The sequence below is a fragment of the Streptomyces sp. 1222.5 genome (assembly GCF_900105245.1).
In the GTDB taxonomy this organism is placed as follows: domain Bacteria; phylum Actinomycetota; class Actinomycetes; order Streptomycetales; family Streptomycetaceae; genus Streptomyces; species Streptomyces albidocamelliae.
In genome coordinates this window covers 2,911,809-2,926,598 of sequence record NZ_FNSZ01000001.1, presented here as the reverse complement: position 1 = coordinate 2,926,598, position 14,790 = coordinate 2,911,809, and the positions used below count along the sequence as shown (strand labels likewise).

Sequence of the window (14,790 nt, the reverse complement as noted above, 5' to 3'; positions counted from 1 at the left end):
TGGTCGCGGGTCTACAGGCTGCGGGCGTCGATGTCGCCGTAGCCGGTGGACGCGTGGATGGTGAGGCCGGCGGTGGCGCCGTCGGTGTTGGCGAGTGCGTTGTGGATGCGGCCGTAGGCGGTGCCTGCGTCGAGGGTGGCGGAGGTGCCGCGGGCGGCGCCGACGCAGATCCGGCCGTGCTGGGTGCGCAGGGTGAGGGTGCCGCGGTGGGCCTCGGTGACGGTCAGGTCGCCTTTCTGGGTGCTGATGTCGGCGGGGCCGGCCAGGCGGCCGAGGGTGATGTCGCCGGCCTTGAGGGTGAGGCGGGCTTCGTCGGTCTCGTCGAGTTTGACGGTGGCCTGTGCGGCGTCGAGGGTGACGTGGCCGAGGCGTCCGACGCCGCGGAGTTCGGCGAGGGCGGCGGTGGCGTGGAGGTGGGAGCCGGCGGGGAGTTGGACGGTGACCTCGACGGATCCGGGGTTGCCGAGGACGCGGTGTGCGGGCTCGCGGGCGGTGATGCGCAGGACGCCGGCGTCGTAGCTGACGTCGATCCGCTCGGCGGCCTTCACGTCGCGGCCCTTGGAGGGGTCGGCGGGCAGGATCTCGACGGTGGTGTCGGCGCGGTCGGCGGCGATGAGCTGGATGCGTCCGGCGGGGATGTCGAGGTGGGCGGTCACGGGGGCGGGGGTGGCGAACTTCGGCATGGCGAGACTCCTCGGTCTTCAGGTGCGGGCCCCTGCGGCCCGCCGTTTCTGACACCGGAAACGCTACGTTGCATTCATCTAGTGGGCAACAGACTTGTTGCCTCAAATCCCTTTACTTGCAGGGTGATGCAGGGAAATCGTTGCAACGGCTGGGAATCTAACGCAACAGCGCTGACGCGCCATCGTTGCAATGGAGTGAAGGTGAACGCTATAGTGCGGACGTCACGCACCACGAAGGAGGCCGCGATGCCGGGAGGCAGGCTCACCCAGCAGGAACGTCAGCGGATCGCGCTGGGACTGGCCGACGGCCTCGCCTACGCGGAGATCGCCAGGCGCCTGGACCGCCCGACCTCGACCGTCACACGCGAGGTCATGCGCAACGGCGGACCCACCGGCTACCGCGCCGACCTCGCCCACCGGGCCACCGAACGACGCGCCCGGCGCCGCGGGCAGACCGCCCCGCGGGACCCCGGCACCACCGCGCAGCCGCACGGTCGGGACGCCGAGGCCGTCCGTGCCTACGAGGAGCTGCTCACCGCCGTCTTCATGGGGTCGGGCCTGCCCCGGATGACGGCCCGTGTGCTGGTCTGCCTCTACACCACCGACGCGGGCACCCTCACCGCGTCCGAACTCGTCCAGCGCCTCCAGGTCAGCCCGGCGACCGTCTCCAAGGCGATCGCCTTCCTGGAGAGCCAGGGCCTCGTCCGCCGGGAGCGCGACGAACGCCGTCGCGAGCGCTACGTCGTGGACGACGACGTCATGTACCAGTCGACGATGGCCAGCGCCCGCGCCACCGCCCACCTCGGCGAGACCGCACGGCAGGGCGTCGGTGTCCTCGGCCCCGGCACCCCCGCCGCCACCCGACTGGAGAACATCGCCCGCTTCGTGGACTTCGTCTCCGAGAGCATCGCCCGCGCCGCGGAGCAGGCCCGCGAGATCCTCCACACGAAGCCCGGCGGGGCGCCGGACGGCACCAGCGGGATCTCTGCGGAGCACGGCTAGCCGCGCGGCCCCGCACCCGGCGGAGGCGGAGTCACGCGTCGGCGGCCCACTCCCTGAGCGCCGCCCTGCTCGCGAAGTTCGCCACGTCCTTGTCGTGCGGTTCGCTGGTGTACTGGTGGAACCGCCACTTGGCCTTGATGCGGGGCTTGCCGGCGGTGACGTAGTCCGCGATCCACAGGCCGTCGCCCGCGTACGAGGTCGTGTCGATGTTCAGCCAGAAGTCCCGGTTCGCGTACAGCACGACCCGGTTGTCCGGCCGCAGTTCCTTCAGCTTGCGGATGAAGCGGTCCTTCTCCGCGTTGCTCGCGTGCGTGCCCTCGCCGGTCGTCTCCCAGTCGACGGCGAGGAGGTCCCCCGGGCGGTCGGGGGCGTGGCGGAGGAAGTACTCGGCCTGGTCGGTGAGGCTGCCCGGCCACAGGAAGTGGTAGAAGCCGACGAGCAGTCCGGCGTCTCGGGCGGTCTTCGTCTGGGCGGTGAGCCGGGGATTGACGTAGGAACGGCCCTCCGTCGCCTTGATGAAGACGAAGGAGAGACCGTCCGTGTCGTACGCGGAGGCCTGGTAGGCGCTGACGTCGATGCCGTGGAGCATGCAGGAGTTGTGCCCCCTGCGGCCGCATCCGGAACCTCAGCCTCGGTTCGCGACCGCCCCCAGGACCGACGCGGGCTTCGCCGACCAGTCGGAGGTGATCAGGCTCGCGTGGTTCTTGGCCAACAGGGCCAGCCGGGAGGCGACTTCCGCGTCCGTGGGACTGGTCGAGGAGATCGCCGGGGACACGCCGTCGGCGCCCGTCGTGATCAGGATGTAGTGGTTCGCGGCGTAGAACGACGTGTCGTAGGCGTTGTTGACGTAGGTCGCCGCGTCACCGTCGAATAACACGAACCACGGCCGGATCGACGCGTCGTAGCGGCCGGCGCGCGGGTCGCCGTTCTCGGCGCCGAGCACGGCCGGGAAGGCCTGGGCCTGCCCGAGCTGCCCGGCCCCGGACAGGTCCCGCAGATGGTCGCCGTACTCCTCGTCCGTCCAGTAGTGGTCGAAGGGGTTCGCCTGCTCGACCGTGCCCGGGATCAGCTCGAAGAGGAACTTCCCCCGCAGGGAGTCGCGGGTGGGCCAGGCGTCCGCCCGGGCGGCGGCGTCCAGCGTGCCGTAGGTCCCGCCCAGCAGGTCGGCGGGCTTGTACACGCTGCCGCCGAGCTTCTGCGAGACGAGCCGGTCGAATTCGTCCGGGCCCAGCCCCGCCCGGTCGTTGAAGCCGACCTTCATCTCGACCTTGAACACGATCGGCGGGTGGTCGGGGTGCAGCCGGTTCCAGGCCGCGATGTTGTCGAGGCAGCTGCCGAGATCCTGGTTGCGGCTCTTGCCGTACAGCTCGTCCGGGGACTTCGCCGCCTCGCAGTTGTTGTTGTTCCCGAACGGGTTGCTGTGGCTGACCCGCCACCGGTGGGTGATGCTGTCCACGTACACGTCCAGTTCCAGCAGCGAGGCGCCCGAGTCCAACGCCTGTGCGAAGTACGTGTACTTGGCCTTGTCGTACGCGTTGTGCGTGCCGATCGCCGTCGTCTCGGAGAACTTCGGCGACGCCGCGTGGGCGTGGCCCGGTGCCACCGCCAGTAAGGCGGCGGCGCCCACGAGCGCCGCCGGTCGTCTGATGCCGCGCATGCGTCAACTCCCCTTCGCTGTGGTCGAGTCGACGGCAGCGTAGGGGTCATCGGTTACCGTGCGGTAGCCCCAGGAGGGACATCGGCCCTCGGGGCCGCGGTCCGGTCAGCCGCGCAGGATCCGCGCGGCGCGCACCTCGCCGACCGGTTCGCCGTGACCGAGGACGGGTGCGGTGGCCAGTTCCGCGAGGGTCCCGCCGTCGTCCACCGGGACGCCGAGCCTGCGCAGCGCGGCGACCAGGACGACCGGGCGGGCCCTGCCGGAGCCGTCGGCGATCTTCAGGGCGACGGCCGAGCCGTCGGGGAGCGCCATCGCGTAGACGCCCTCCGCGCCGTCCTTCGCGACCGCACCGGGCAGCGCCCGCAGCAGCCGGGTCACGTCCCGGCCGGTCCCGCCGACGTACTCGGGATGCCCGCCCATCGCCCGTGCGACGCGCCGCTCCGGGGACCCGGGCGGGCTCGTCGCCAGCCGGGCGAACGCGCGCGCCAGGCCCCGGTAGCCGAGCGCGAACAGGGGTGCCCCGCAGCCGTCGACCCCGGTCGCGGCGACCTTCTCGCCGGCCAGGTCCTCGACGGTCTCCCGCAGGGCGCGCTGCAGCGGATGCCGCGGGTCGAGATAGGCCGCCGTGTCCCAGCCGTTGACGACACAGGTGGCGAGCATCGCGGCGTGCTTGCCCGAGCAGTTCATCGTGAGCGGCGCGGGGGTGCCGCCGGCCGCGAGGTGGGCGCGCAGCGCGGCCTCGCCGATGGGCAGCCCGGGCGTGCAGCGCAGGGCGCCGGTGCCGAGCCCGGCGCCCTTCAGGATCCGGCGCACGCCGTCGAGGTGGAAGGTCTCGCCGGAATGGCTGGCGCAGGCCAGCGCCAGCAGCTCGCCGTCCAGGGCGAGCCCGGCGCGCAGCATGCCGAGCACCTGGAGCGGCTTGTTGGCGGAGCGGGGGAACATCGGGCGGTCCGGCTCACCGAGGGCGAGCACGGTCCGCCCCTCGGCCCGCGCCCGTCAGCACTCGATGATGTTCACCGCGAGCCCGCCCCGCGCCGTCTCCTTGTACTTCACGGACATGTCCGCGCCGGTCTCCTTCATGGTCTTGATGACCTTGTCCAGGGACACCTTGTGGGAGCCGTCGCCGCGCATCGCCATCTTCGCGGCCGTGACCGCCTTCACCGCGGCCATGCCGTTGCGCTCGATGCAGGGGATCTGCACCAGGCCACCGACCGGGTCGCAGGTCAGGCCCAGGTTGTGCTCCATGCCGATCTCGGCGGCGTTCTCGACCTGCTCCGGCGAGCCGCCCAGGACCTCGGCCAGCGCGCCGGCCGCCATCGAGCAGGCGGAGCCGACCTCGCCCTGGCAGCCGACCTCGGCGCCGGAGATGGAGGCGTTCTCCTTGAACAGCATGCCGATCGCGCCGGCGGCGAGCAGGAAGCGGACCACGCCGTCCTCGTCGGCTCCGGGCACGAAGTTCATGTAGTAGTGCAGGACCGCCGGGATGATCCCCGCCGCGCCGTTCGTGGGGGCGGTGACGACCCGGCCGCCCGCCGCGTTCTCCTCGTTCACCGCCATCGCGTAGAGCGTGATCCACTCCATGGCGTGCGCCAGCGGGTCGCCCTCGGCGCGCAGCTGGCGGGCCGAGACGGCGGCGCGGCGGCGGACCTTCAGACCGCCGGGCAGGATGCCCTCGCGGGACATGCCGCGCTGGACGCACTCGCGCATGACACGCCATATCTCCAGCAGACCCGCCCGGATCTCGTCCTCGGTGCGCCAGGCCCGCTCGTTCTCCAGCATCAGCGAGGAGATCGACAGGCCGGTCTCCTTCGTCAGGCGCAGCAGCTCGTCGCCCGTGCGGAAGGGGTACTTCAGGACCGTGTCGTCCAGCTTGATGCGGTCCGCGCCGACCGCGTCCTCGTCCACGACGAAGCCGCCGCCGACCGAGTAGTACGTCTTGGACAGCAGCTCGTCGCCCGAGGCGTCGAACGCCCAGACCGTCATGCCGTTGGCGTGGTACGGCAGGGCCTTGCGGCGGTGCAGTACGAGATCGCGGTCGAAGTCGAAGGCGATCTCGTGCTCGCCCAGCAGGGCGATCCGGCCCTCGGACTTGATCGCCTCCACGCGCGCGTCCGCCGTCTCGACGTCCACCGTGCGCGGCGAGTCGCCGGCCAGGCCGAGCAGGACGGCCTTCGGGGTGCCGTGGCCGTGTCCGGTCGCACCCAGCGAGCCGTACAGCTCGGTGCGGACCGCGGCCACTTTCTCCAGCAGCCCTTCGTTGCGCAGGCGGCGGGCGAACATCCGCGCCGCACGCATCGGGCCGACCGTGTGGGAGCTGGACGGGCCGATGCCGATCGAGAACAGGTCGAAGACCGAGATGGCCACGGTCACTCCTCAGAAAAGCTGCAGCGGGTGGTGGGGCACCCCTGGCGGGTGCCCCACCGGGGACTACTTGTTCAGGCCCGCGTACAGCGGGTGCTTGTCGGCGAGCGCCTGCACGCGCGCCTTGAGGGCCTCGGCGTCGTACGACGGCTTCAGCGCCTCGGCGATCACGTCCGCGACCTCGGCGAAGTCCTCGGCCGTGAAGCCGCGGGTGGCGAGGGCGGGCGTGCCGATCCGCAGACCCGAGGTGACCATCGGGGGCCGAGGGTCGTTCGGGACGGCGTTGCGGTTGACCGTGATGCCGACCTCGTGGAGACGGTCCTCGGCCTGCTGCCCGTCCAGCTCGGACTCACGCAGATCCACCAGGATCAGGTGCACGTCCGTGCCGCCGGAGAGCACGTTCACGCCGGCCTCGCGGGCGTCGGGCGCCGTCAGGCGCTCGGCGAGGATGCGGGCACCCTCCACCGTACGACGCTGGCGCTCCTTGAACTCCTCCGAGGCGGCGACCTTGAAGGAGACCGCCTTCGCCGCGATCACGTGCTCCAGGGGACCGCCCTGGAAGCCCGGGAAGACGGACGAGTTCAGCTTCTTGGCGAAGTCCTTCTTGGCGAGGATGATGCCGCCGCGCGGACCGCCGAGGGTCTTGTGCGTCGTGGAGGTGACCACGTCCGCGTGCTCGACCGGGTTCGGGTGCAGACCGGCGGCGACCAGACCCGCGAAGTGGGCCATGTCGACCCACAGGTACGCCTCGACCTCGTCGGCGATCCGGCGGAACTCGGCGAAGTCCAGCTGCCGCGGGTACGCCGACCAGCCCGCGATGATCACCTTCGGGCGGTGCTCCTTGGCGAGCCGCTCGACCTCGGCCATGTCGACCAGGCCGGAGTCGTCCACGTGGTACGCGACCACGTTGAACTGCTTGCCGGAGAAGTTCAGCCGCATGCCGTGGGTCAGGTGGCCGCCGTGCGCCAGGTCCAGGCCGAGGATCGTGTCCCCGGGCTGGGCCAGCGCGAACAGGGCCGCCTGGTTGGCGGAGGCGCCGGAGTGGGGCTGGACGTTCGCGTACTCGGCGCCGAACAGCTCCTTGATCCGGTCGATGGCGATCTGCTCGGCGACGTCGACGTGCTCGCAGCCGCCGTAGTAGCGGCGGCCCGGGTAGCCCTCGGCGTACTTGTTGGTGAGGACCGAGCCCTGGGCCTCCATCACCGCGAGCGGCGCGAAGTTCTCGGAGGCGATCATCTCCAGGGTGGACTGCTGGCGGCCGAGCTCGGCGTCGACCGCGGCGGCGATCTCCGGGTCCAGCTCGTGCAGGGGCGTGTTCAGGACGGTCATCGGGCTACGACTCCTCAGCCGGCGGTGTGGGCGGCGTACTCGTCGGCGGAGAGCAGGTCGGCCGGCTCGTCCGAGATGCGGACCTTGAACAGCCAGCCGCCCTCGAAGGGGGCGGAGTTGACCAGCGACGGGTCGTTGACGACGTCCTCGTTGATCTCGGTGATCTCGCCGGTCACCGGCGAGTACAGGTCGGAGACCGACTTCGTCGACTCCAGCTCACCGCAGGTCTCGCCCGCCTCCACGGTGGAGCCGACCTCGGGGAGCTGGGCGTAGACCACATCGCCGAGCGCGTTGGCCGCGAACTCGGTGATGCCGACCGTCGAGACGCCGTCCTCGGCGGCCGACAGCCACTCGTGCTCCTTGCTGTAGCGCAGCTGCTGGGGGTTGCTCATGGCCTGAATTCTCCTGTACGCGCGGGAGTGCTGGTGAATGGGGTACCGCTGGGACGGTTCGCGGGCAGGCGGAGGACGCGCGGGTCGTGCGACCGGTGCGTTCCGCCGCCCAGTGTCTACTTCTGGCGCTTGTAGAAGGGCAGCGCCACGACCTCGTACGGCTCGTGGCTGCCCCGGATGTCCACGCCCACGCCCGCGCTGCCCGGCGCCGCGTGCGCGGCGTCGACGTAGGCCATGGCGATCGGCTTGCCCAGGGTGGGGGAGGGGGCGCCGGAGGTGACCTCGCCGATCACCTGGCCGTCCGCGACGACGGGGTACCCGGCGCGCGGCACCCGGCGGCCCTCGGCGATCAGGCCGACCAGGACCCGGGGCGGCTCGGCGGAGGCGCGCTCGGCGGCCGCGGCGAGCGCCTCGCGCCCGACGAAGTCGCCCTCCTTCTCGAACTTGACCACGCGGCCGAGCCCGGCGTCGAAGGGGGTAAGGGAGGTGGTCAGCTCGTGCCCGTACAGCGGCATGCCCGCCTCCAGGCGCAGGGTGTCCCGGCAGGACAGACCGCACGGCACCAGACCGGCGCCCTCGCCGGCCTCGGTCAGCGCCTGCCACAGCTCGACCGCGTGCTCCGGCTTCACGAACAGCTCGAAGCCGTCCTCGCCGGTGTAACCGGTGCGGGCGATCAGCGCGGGCACGCCGGCGACCGTGCCGGGCAGGCCGGCGTAGTACTTCAGGCCGTCCAGGTCGGCGTCGGTGAGCGACTTCAGGATGCCGGGGGACTCCGGGCCCTGGACGGCGATCAGCGCGTAGGCGTCCCGGTCGTCGCGGACCTCGGCGTCGAAGCCGGCGGCACGCTCGGTGAGCGCGTCCAGCACCACCTGCGCGTTCGAGGCGTTGGCCACGACCATGTACTCGGTCTCGGCGAGCCGGTAGACGATCAGGTCGTCCAGGATGCCGCCGTCGGCCTGGCAGATCATGGTGTAGCGGGCGCGGCCGACACCGACCGAGGCGATGTTGCCGACCAGGGCGTGGTTCAGCAGGGCGGCCGCATCGGCGCCGGACACGGTGATCTCGCCCATGTGGGAGAGGTCGAAGAGGCCGGCCCTGGTCCGCACGGCGAGGTGCTCGTCGCGCTCGGAGCCGTAGCGCAGGGGCATGTCCCAGCCGGCGAAGTCGGTCATCGTCGCACCGAGCGAGCGATGCACGGCATCGAGCGCGGTGAGACGGGGTTCAGTGCTGCTCATCGGTCGGTCGTCTCCCAGGACAGGAATGGGACGGGCGAGGAACGTTCCTCCCCATCTGTCATCGGAACCTGAGAGGTTCGCCACGACCGCCACAGGGACGATCACGGCTTGCACCGTGGGTGGGGCCGCTGTCACAGCGGCCCGCTTTTCAGATGTGCCTCGCCCGCGCGGTAACGGGGCCTGAGAGATTCAAGGGAGGGACTTGCTCCTTCGGCGCCCCGGTGAAGACTGCCGGGGACTCTCCCGCGCGGATTCAAACGGCCGGTATGCAGTTGGCGGGCTCATCATTGCACGCCGCGCCCCCACCCGTCAGGGCCCGCATTCTGTAACCGACCTGTGGCAGTACGCGCACCCAACCGCATTACCTTCTCTTTACATTTAGCGGGCAAGGGGGTTACCGAACCCACAGGGGAGGACGATCACGGTGAACAGGACCTCGGCCTACGCCGCCACCACCGGCATCGCGGTGCCGAAGCAGCCTTCCGCGCCGGCCCGTGAGCGCGCGGCGGCCCGCTCCGTCCCGGTCGTCCGCGACCTGCGCGACCGCGCGGGCCGCAGCCCGCACGCCCTGCTCTTCGGGCCGGCCGACCTGGTGGTGATCACCGGCCTGCCCGGCAGCGGCAAGTCCACCCTCATGCACCGCACGGTCACCGGCCACCGCATCGACTCCCAGGACACCCGAGACCGCTGGGACACCAAGGTCCCGCGCGCGCTCCCGTACGCGCTCTACCGCCCGCTGGTCCGCCTCGCCCACTACACCGGCCTGCGCAGGGCCCTGCGCACCGGCGAGGGCGTCGTCGTGCACGACTGCGGCACCCAGCCGTGGGTGCGCGCCTGGCTGGCCCGCGAGGCCCGGCGCCGCGGCGGCACCCTGCACCTGCTCCTCCTCGACGTCCCGCCCGGCACGGCCAGGGCGGGCCAGCGCGAGCGCGGCCGGGGCGTGTCCCGCTACGCCTTCCGCCGCCACCGCCGTACGGCCGAGCGCCTGCTGTGCGCCGTGGAGAAGGGGGAGCTGCCCGCCGGCTGCGGTTCGGCGGTGCTGCTGGACCGGGACGCGGCGGACGTCCTCAGCCGCGTGGGCTTCACTCGGTGAGGCGCTGTCACAGCCACCCGCTAGCCTTCTAGCTCACAGCAGTGGTTCCCAGCAGGCGGTAGGCAGATGGACTTCCCGGCGGACATCAGCGCGGACTTCCCGGCACAGGCGCACCCCCACCCGCACGGCGGCTGGCCGGGCAACGAACTGGAGGAGGTGCTCTCGGCATCCCTCGGCATACCCGCGGCCGGCGGCCGGATCGTCGAGGTCCTCGGCCGGAGCTTCCTGTGGATCCCCCTGCCCAACGGCGGAGGCCCGGACAGCGGCCCGCTCGACCTGCCCACCACCGAGATCGACGGCCAGGTGTACGTCCCGGTGTTCAGCTCCGAGGAGCAGCTGCGCCAGGTGGCCGGCTCTCACATGTCGTTCACCATCGCCCCCGCCGTGGAGTTCGCCCAGGGCCTGCCCCCGCAGGCGGGCCTGGTCGTGAACCCGGGAGGCGTGGTCGGCGTGCCGCTGCCGCCCGAGGCGGTCGCCGAGCTGTGCCGGGCCGGCCGCACCCCGCTCGACGGGCTCGGCACCGGCGGCCGGGTCCGGCTCTTCGAGCCCGACTGGCAGGACGACCCGGTCGACTTCCTCGCCGCCGCCTCCGCCGAGTTCGCGCAGACCGGCGTGGTGCTCACCGCCCGCCGCTGCCTCGCCGCGATCGAGACGGCCGACCCGGTGATGTTCGTGGGCGTCGAACTCTCCCAGTGGGACGGCGACCTGCGCGCGCTGCCGCTGGAGGCCCTGGGCCGGGCCCTCGGCAAAGTCCCGGTCAAGTGGCCGGTCAACCTCGTCCTCCTGGACGTCGCCCAGGACCCGGTCGCCGACTGGCTGAAGACCCACGTCCGCCCCTTCCACCAGTACGGTCACTAGACCCGACGCGGGCGCGGGCGACCCCGGGAGCGCGCGGCCGCGTCCGGCGGGCGCCGCCGCCGCGGGGCGCGTGGACCCACCACCTATCCGCACCCGCGCACGAACACGAGGCCCCGGGCTCCTGGGCGCTTAAGCTGTCCCCACACGCGGGGAACAATCGGAGGGGCGGTAAGACAGGTGAGCGCGAGCCCAAGCGGCAGCGTGGAAAACATGCTGCGCCAGGTCACGCCCGGACGCTACGACGCCTACGAGGCCCTGCTCCGCGCCCTCGCCACCCCCTCCTCCGGCCAGATCTGGATGCTCCTGTGGCACGGCCAGGCCGGCTCCCCGGACGCCCAGTACGGGGACATGGAGGTCGACGGCTTCCACTACGCCCCCTGTGTCACCTCCGCCCAGGAGCTGTCGGCCAGCGGCTGGAACCGCTCGTACGAAGTGGTCGACGGGCTCGACGTGGCCCGCACCCTCTACCCCGACCACTACGGCCTCTGGCTCAACCCGCACGCCCGGGGCGGCGGCGTCGGCATCCCCTGGCTGGACCTGCGCCGTCTCGCCACCGGACTGGACCGGCAGCCCGCCGGCCCGCTCCGGCTCGCCGAACCCACCATCGAGATCCCGCAGTTCTACGCCCTGCTCGCGCAGAACGCCCACCGCACCCCGGCCCTGCGCTCCCTGCGCCGCGCCTGGGTGCAGCCGGCGCTCGGGGCGCCGTACCTCGCCCTCGGCCTGGACGTGTACGACACCTCGCCCGCCGCGGTCGACTCGGTCCGCGGGATGATGCAGCAGTCCGTCGGGGCGGTCCCGGAGGGGCTGCCGGTGTCGACGGTCGCGATGACCGACGAGTACGACCCGGTGGTGATGTGGATGCGGGCCAACGCGCGCCCGTTCTACGACCGCGAGGCCCACGCGGCCCCGCCCCAGCCCCAGCTGCAGGCCGCTCCGCAGCCGCAGGCGCCGGCCGCGGGATACGGCTATCCGCCGGTGCACGGTGGCTACTGATCAACTCGTCGCGGCACCCCGCTCCTTGGCGCCGGAACGCAGGATTTGCGCGGACCGAGTGCTTCTGCGCGCGTAGACATCAGCCGTACGCCCCAAATCGCGCAAATTCCCCGTTCCGCCACAACTGGCCCGCGTCCGAGAGCCGTTACCCACTGTTCGGATAACGGAATCCCCCGCACTGCATCACGGTTGCGCATACTTTCGCCGCCACATCTGGCGGGTGATCGCGGCCACGCTGAAGACTCGCGACTCAGACGCGAGGTCGAGACCTCGTGATCGATGGCAAGTCGACAAAGCCGCAATCCGCGGCAGGCGCAGGCCGGTCACCACCGGCGAGAGGGGTCGCTCACCGTGACCGCACCGATCGAGACCACCGGGGCGGCAGCCGAGGCACAGCCGGAGGCTGTGCTCGCGGGTGCCGGTAAGGGGCAGATCGAGGGTCGTTCTCTGGGTCAGATCGCCTGGACCCGGTTCAAGAAGGACAAGGTCGCCGTCGCCGGCGGCATCATCGTGATCCTGCTGATCCTCCTCGCGATCCTCTCGCGCCCCCTCCAGGCCGCCCTGGGGCTCGACCCCAACGCCTTCAACCAGGACCTGATCACCCCGGACACCTCGCTGCCCAAGGGCAGTTGGGGCGGCATGAGCGCGGACCACCCGCTCGGCGTGGACCCCAAGTTCGGCCGTGACATCGCCACCCGCGTCCTGGAGGGCTCCTGGGTGTCGCTGGTGGTCGCCTTCGGCGCCACCATCCTGTCCAACGTGATCGGCGCGATCATGGGTGTCATCGCCGGCTACTACGGCGGCCGCGTCGACAACGTGATCAGCCGGCTGATGGACACGTTCCTGGCCTTCCCCCTCCTGCTGTTCGCCATCGCCATCTCCGCGACCCTGCAGGGCGGCGCGTTCGGCCTCAACGGGCTCCCGCTCCACCTGAGCGTGCTCATCTTCGTCATCGGCTTCTTCAACTGGCCCTACCTGGGCCGGATCGTCCGCGGGCAGACCCTCGCCCTGCGGGAGCGCGAGTTCGTCGACGCCTCCCGCGGCATGGGTGCCAAGGCCCCGTACATCCTGTTCCGGGAGCTGATGCCCAACCTGGTCGGCCCGATCATCGTCTACTCGACGCTGCTCATCCCGACCAACATCCTCTTCGAGGCGTCCCTGAGCTTCCTCGGCGTCGGCATCCAGCCCCCGCAGGCGTCCTGGGGCGGCATGCTCCGCGAAGCGGTCACGTACTACCAGGTCGACCCGCAGTACATGATCGTTCCCGGTCTCGCCATCTTCGTGACCGTCCTGGCCTTCAACCTGCTGGGTGACGGTCTCCGCGATGCTCTCGACCCACGCAGCCGCTGACGCCGGCGGCGGAGAGCCCGAAAAGTTTCCAACAATGGAGGGGAAAGCGCCCATCATGCGAAGGTCAGCGCTGGCCGCGATCGCGGCCATCGGCTCCGTCAGCCTGCTTCTTGCAGGTTGCAGCAAGGCCGATGACAACAAGAACGAGAACGGCACCAAGTCGGCCGGGGCCAACGCCGCGACCAAGGACGTCGTCAACGCCTCCGACAAGAAGGGCGGGACGCTCACCTACGAGCTGTCCGACGTCCCGGACTCGTTCGACCCGGGCAACACGTACTACGCGTACATGTACAACCTCAGCCGGCTGTACGCCCGCCCGCTGATGACGTTCCAGCCCGGCGCGGGCGAGAAGGGCAACACCCTCGTCCCGGACCTCGCGGCGAGCAAGGGTGTCCCGAGCGACGGCGGCAAGACCTGGACGTACAAGCTGCGTGCGGGCCTGAAGTACGAGGACGGCACGGCGATCACGTCGAAGGACGTCAAGTACGCCGTCGAGCGCTCGAACTTCGCGCGTGACGTGCTCTCCCTCGGCCCGAACTACTTCCAGCAGTTCATGGCCGACGGCGACAAGTACAAGGGCCCCTACAAGGACAAGAGCGGCAAGGGCCTGTCCTCCATCGAGACGCCGGACGACACCACGATCGTCTTCCACCTGAAGCAGGCCTTCCAGGAGTTCGACTACCTGGTCGCAGCCCCGCAGACGGCTCCGGTGCCCCAGGCGAAGGACAAGGGCGTCGACTACGTCAAGAGCATCGTGTCCTCCGGCTCCTACAAGTTCCAGAGCTACGAGGACGGCAAGCAGGCCGTGCTCGTGCGCAACGACAAGTGGGACGCGAAGACCGACCCGCTGCGCAAGCAGCTGCCGGAGAAGATCGTCGTCAAGCTGAAGGTCAACCCGGAGACCATCGACCAGGACGTCCTCGCCGGCGACGCGATCGACCTGGCCGGTACGGGTGTCCAGGCCTCCACGCAGGCCAAGGTGCTCACCGACGCGGACAAGAAGGCCAACACCGACAACACCTACGGTGGCCGCCTGGTCTACATGGCGATCAACACCACGGTGAAGCCGTTCGACAAGGTCGAGTGCCGCAAGGCCGTGCAGTTCGCGATCGACAAGGTCTCGGTGCAGACCGCCGAGGGCGGCCCGATCCGCGGTGACATCGCCTCCACGGTCCTGCCTCCGGACATCCCGGGCTACGAGAAGGCCGACGCCTACGCGACCCCCGGCAACAAGGGCGACGTCGCCAAGGCCAAGGAGCAGCTCAAGGCCTGCGGCAAGTCGTCGATCTCGACGAACATCTCGGCCCGCTCGGACCGTCCGCAGGAGATCGACGCCGCCACGGCGATCATCAACTCGCTGAAGAAGGTCGGCATCAACGCCAGCCTGAAGCAGTTCCCGTCGGGCAAGTACTTCACCGACTACGCGGGTGTGCCGAAGTTCACCAAGAAGCAGAACATCGGCCTGGAGATGATGCAGTGGGGTGCCGACTGGCCCTCCGGCTACGGCTTCCTGCAGCAGATCCTGAACGGCAAGGCGATCAGCCAGTCCGGTAACACCAACCTGTCGCAGTACGACAACAAGGACGTCAACGCTCTGCTCGGCAAGGCGATCGGCACCCAGGACGACGCCGCGCGCAACAGCCTCTACACGCAGATCGACAAGAAGACCATGGACGATGCCGTCCTCGTCCCGCTGACCTACTTCAAGGTCCTGCTGGCCCGCCCGCAGAACTACACCAACCTGGTTTCCACGGCGGCCTTCAGCGGTCAGTACGACTACCTCAACATCGGCGTCGCGTCGAAGTAGCAGCCCCGGAAGGCAGGTGAAGGCATT

The 14,790-nt window shown here is 70.6% G+C and carries 13 protein-coding genes, 1 pseudogene and 1 riboswitch; of the genes and pseudogenes, 6 read left to right on the top strand and 8 right to left on the bottom strand.

Annotated features, from left to right (window positions below; all coding sequences use genetic code 11):
- Positions 1-11 precede the first annotated feature (11 nt).
- Entirely contained in the window at positions 12-683 is a 672-nt protein-coding gene (locus tag BLW57_RS13020; RefSeq protein ID WP_093471352.1) for a DUF4097 family beta strand repeat-containing protein, read from the bottom strand.
- Positions 684-929: 246 nt separating this feature from the next.
- Between BLW57_RS13020 and BLW57_RS13015 the strand changes: the two genes are divergently transcribed.
- The gene (locus BLW57_RS13015; protein WP_093474550.1) at positions 930-1,685 is read left to right on the top strand and encodes a helix-turn-helix domain-containing protein; all 756 of its coding nucleotides are present in this window, start codon (positions 930-932) and stop codon (positions 1,683-1,685) included.
- A gap of 31 nt (positions 1,686-1,716) precedes the next feature.
- On the opposite strand, the gene BLW57_RS13010 is transcribed toward BLW57_RS13015, so the two are convergent.
- The 7 genes and pseudogenes from BLW57_RS13010 to gcvT form a co-directional block, all read right to left on the bottom strand.
- A complete protein-coding gene (locus BLW57_RS13010) occupies positions 1,717-2,274 on the bottom strand; it encodes a glycoside hydrolase family 25 protein (RefSeq protein WP_093474548.1) in 558 nt (185 codons plus the stop codon).
- 36 nt (positions 2,275-2,310) lie between these two features.
- Positions 2,311-3,342, bottom strand: a complete 1,032-nt coding sequence (locus BLW57_RS13005; protein ID WP_176985564.1) for a phosphatidylinositol-specific phospholipase C domain-containing protein — start codon at positions 3,340-3,342, stop codon at positions 2,311-2,313.
- 105 nt (positions 3,343-3,447) lie between these two features.
- Positions 3,448-4,317: pseudogene (locus tag BLW57_RS13000) on the bottom strand (asparaginase); the annotation flags it as partial.
- A 21-nt stretch (positions 4,318-4,338) separates the two neighbouring features.
- Positions 4,339-5,706, bottom strand: coding sequence for an L-serine ammonia-lyase (locus tag BLW57_RS12995; protein WP_093474547.1), 1,368 nt, complete (start codon positions 5,704-5,706; stop codon positions 4,339-4,341).
- A gap of 63 nt (positions 5,707-5,769) precedes the next feature.
- Complete coding sequence (gene glyA / locus BLW57_RS12990; protein WP_093474545.1) at positions 5,770-7,032, bottom strand: serine hydroxymethyltransferase; 1,263 nt, start codon at positions 7,030-7,032, stop codon at positions 5,770-5,772.
- Positions 7,033-7,046: 14 nt separating this feature from the next.
- Entirely contained in the window at positions 7,047-7,424 is a 378-nt protein-coding gene (gene gcvH, locus BLW57_RS12985) for a glycine cleavage system protein GcvH (RefSeq protein WP_073889733.1), read from the bottom strand.
- 116 nt (positions 7,425-7,540) lie between these two features.
- Positions 7,541-8,659: a glycine cleavage system aminomethyltransferase GcvT gene (gcvT, locus tag BLW57_RS12980; RefSeq protein ID WP_093474544.1), complete on the bottom strand. Its 1,119-nt coding sequence runs from the start codon at positions 8,657-8,659 to the stop codon at positions 7,541-7,543.
- Between the two features lie 158 nt (positions 8,660-8,817).
- Positions 8,818-8,915, bottom strand: a riboswitch (glycine riboswitch).
- 168 nt (positions 8,916-9,083) lie between these two features.
- On the opposite strand from gcvT, the gene BLW57_RS12975 reads away from it, so the two are divergent.
- The 5 genes from BLW57_RS12975 to BLW57_RS12955 all read left to right on the top strand — a co-directional run bounded on the left by BLW57_RS12975 (position 9,084) and on the right by BLW57_RS12955 (position 14,763).
- Positions 9,084-9,752: an AAA family ATPase gene (locus tag BLW57_RS12975; protein WP_093474542.1), complete on the top strand. Its 669-nt coding sequence runs from the start codon at positions 9,084-9,086 to the stop codon at positions 9,750-9,752.
- A 66-nt stretch (positions 9,753-9,818) separates the two neighbouring features.
- Positions 9,819-10,610 carry an enhanced serine sensitivity protein SseB gene (locus BLW57_RS12970; RefSeq protein ID WP_093474541.1) on the top strand — a complete coding sequence of 264 codons (792 nt, stop codon included), beginning with the start codon at positions 9,819-9,821 and terminating at the stop codon, positions 10,608-10,610.
- A gap of 210 nt (positions 10,611-10,820) precedes the next feature.
- Positions 10,821-11,606, top strand: coding sequence for an enhanced serine sensitivity protein SseB C-terminal domain-containing protein (locus BLW57_RS12965; protein WP_256339471.1), 786 nt, complete (start codon positions 10,821-10,823; stop codon positions 11,604-11,606).
- Between the two features lie 351 nt (positions 11,607-11,957).
- On the top strand, positions 11,958-12,956 hold the full coding sequence (locus BLW57_RS12960; protein ID WP_093474537.1) for an ABC transporter permease: 999 nt from the start codon (positions 11,958-11,960) through the stop codon (positions 12,954-12,956).
- Between the two features lie 34 nt (positions 12,957-12,990).
- A complete protein-coding gene (locus tag BLW57_RS12955) occupies positions 12,991-14,763 on the top strand; it encodes an ABC transporter substrate-binding protein (protein WP_093474535.1) in 1,773 nt (590 codons plus the stop codon).
- Positions 14,764-14,790: the final 27 nt, after the last annotated feature.

What these genes read in the sequence shown, in the direction of transcription:
- gcvH (WP_073889733.1), bottom strand. Translation starts at nt 7,424, where the DNA reads ATGAGCAACCCCCAGCAGCTGCGCTACAGCAAGGAGCACGAGTGGCTG.
- glyA (WP_093474545.1), bottom strand. Translation starts at nt 7,032, where the DNA reads ATGACCGTCCTGAACACGCCCCTGCACGAGCTGGACCCGGAGATCGCC.
- BLW57_RS13015 (WP_093474550.1), top strand. Translation starts at nt 930, where the DNA reads ATGCCGGGAGGCAGGCTCACCCAGCAGGAACGTCAGCGGATCGCGCTG.
- BLW57_RS12965 (WP_256339471.1), top strand. Translation starts at nt 10,821, where the DNA reads ATGCTGCGCCAGGTCACGCCCGGACGCTACGACGCCTACGAGGCCCTG.
- BLW57_RS12970 (WP_093474541.1), top strand. Translation starts at nt 9,819, where the DNA reads ATGGACTTCCCGGCGGACATCAGCGCGGACTTCCCGGCACAGGCGCAC.
- BLW57_RS13010 (WP_093474548.1), bottom strand. Translation starts at nt 2,274, where the DNA reads ATGCTCCACGGCATCGACGTCAGCGCCTACCAGGCCTCCGCGTACGAC.
- gcvT (WP_093474544.1), bottom strand. Translation starts at nt 8,659, where the DNA reads ATGAGCAGCACTGAACCCCGTCTCACCGCGCTCGATGCCGTGCATCGC.
- BLW57_RS13005 (WP_176985564.1), bottom strand. Translation starts at nt 3,342, where the DNA reads ATGCGCGGCATCAGACGACCGGCGGCGCTCGTGGGCGCCGCCGCCTTA.
- BLW57_RS13020 (WP_093471352.1), bottom strand. Translation starts at nt 683, where the DNA reads ATGCCGAAGTTCGCCACCCCCGCCCCCGTGACCGCCCACCTCGACATC.
- BLW57_RS12955 (WP_093474535.1), top strand. Translation starts at nt 12,991, where the DNA reads ATGGAGGGGAAAGCGCCCATCATGCGAAGGTCAGCGCTGGCCGCGATC.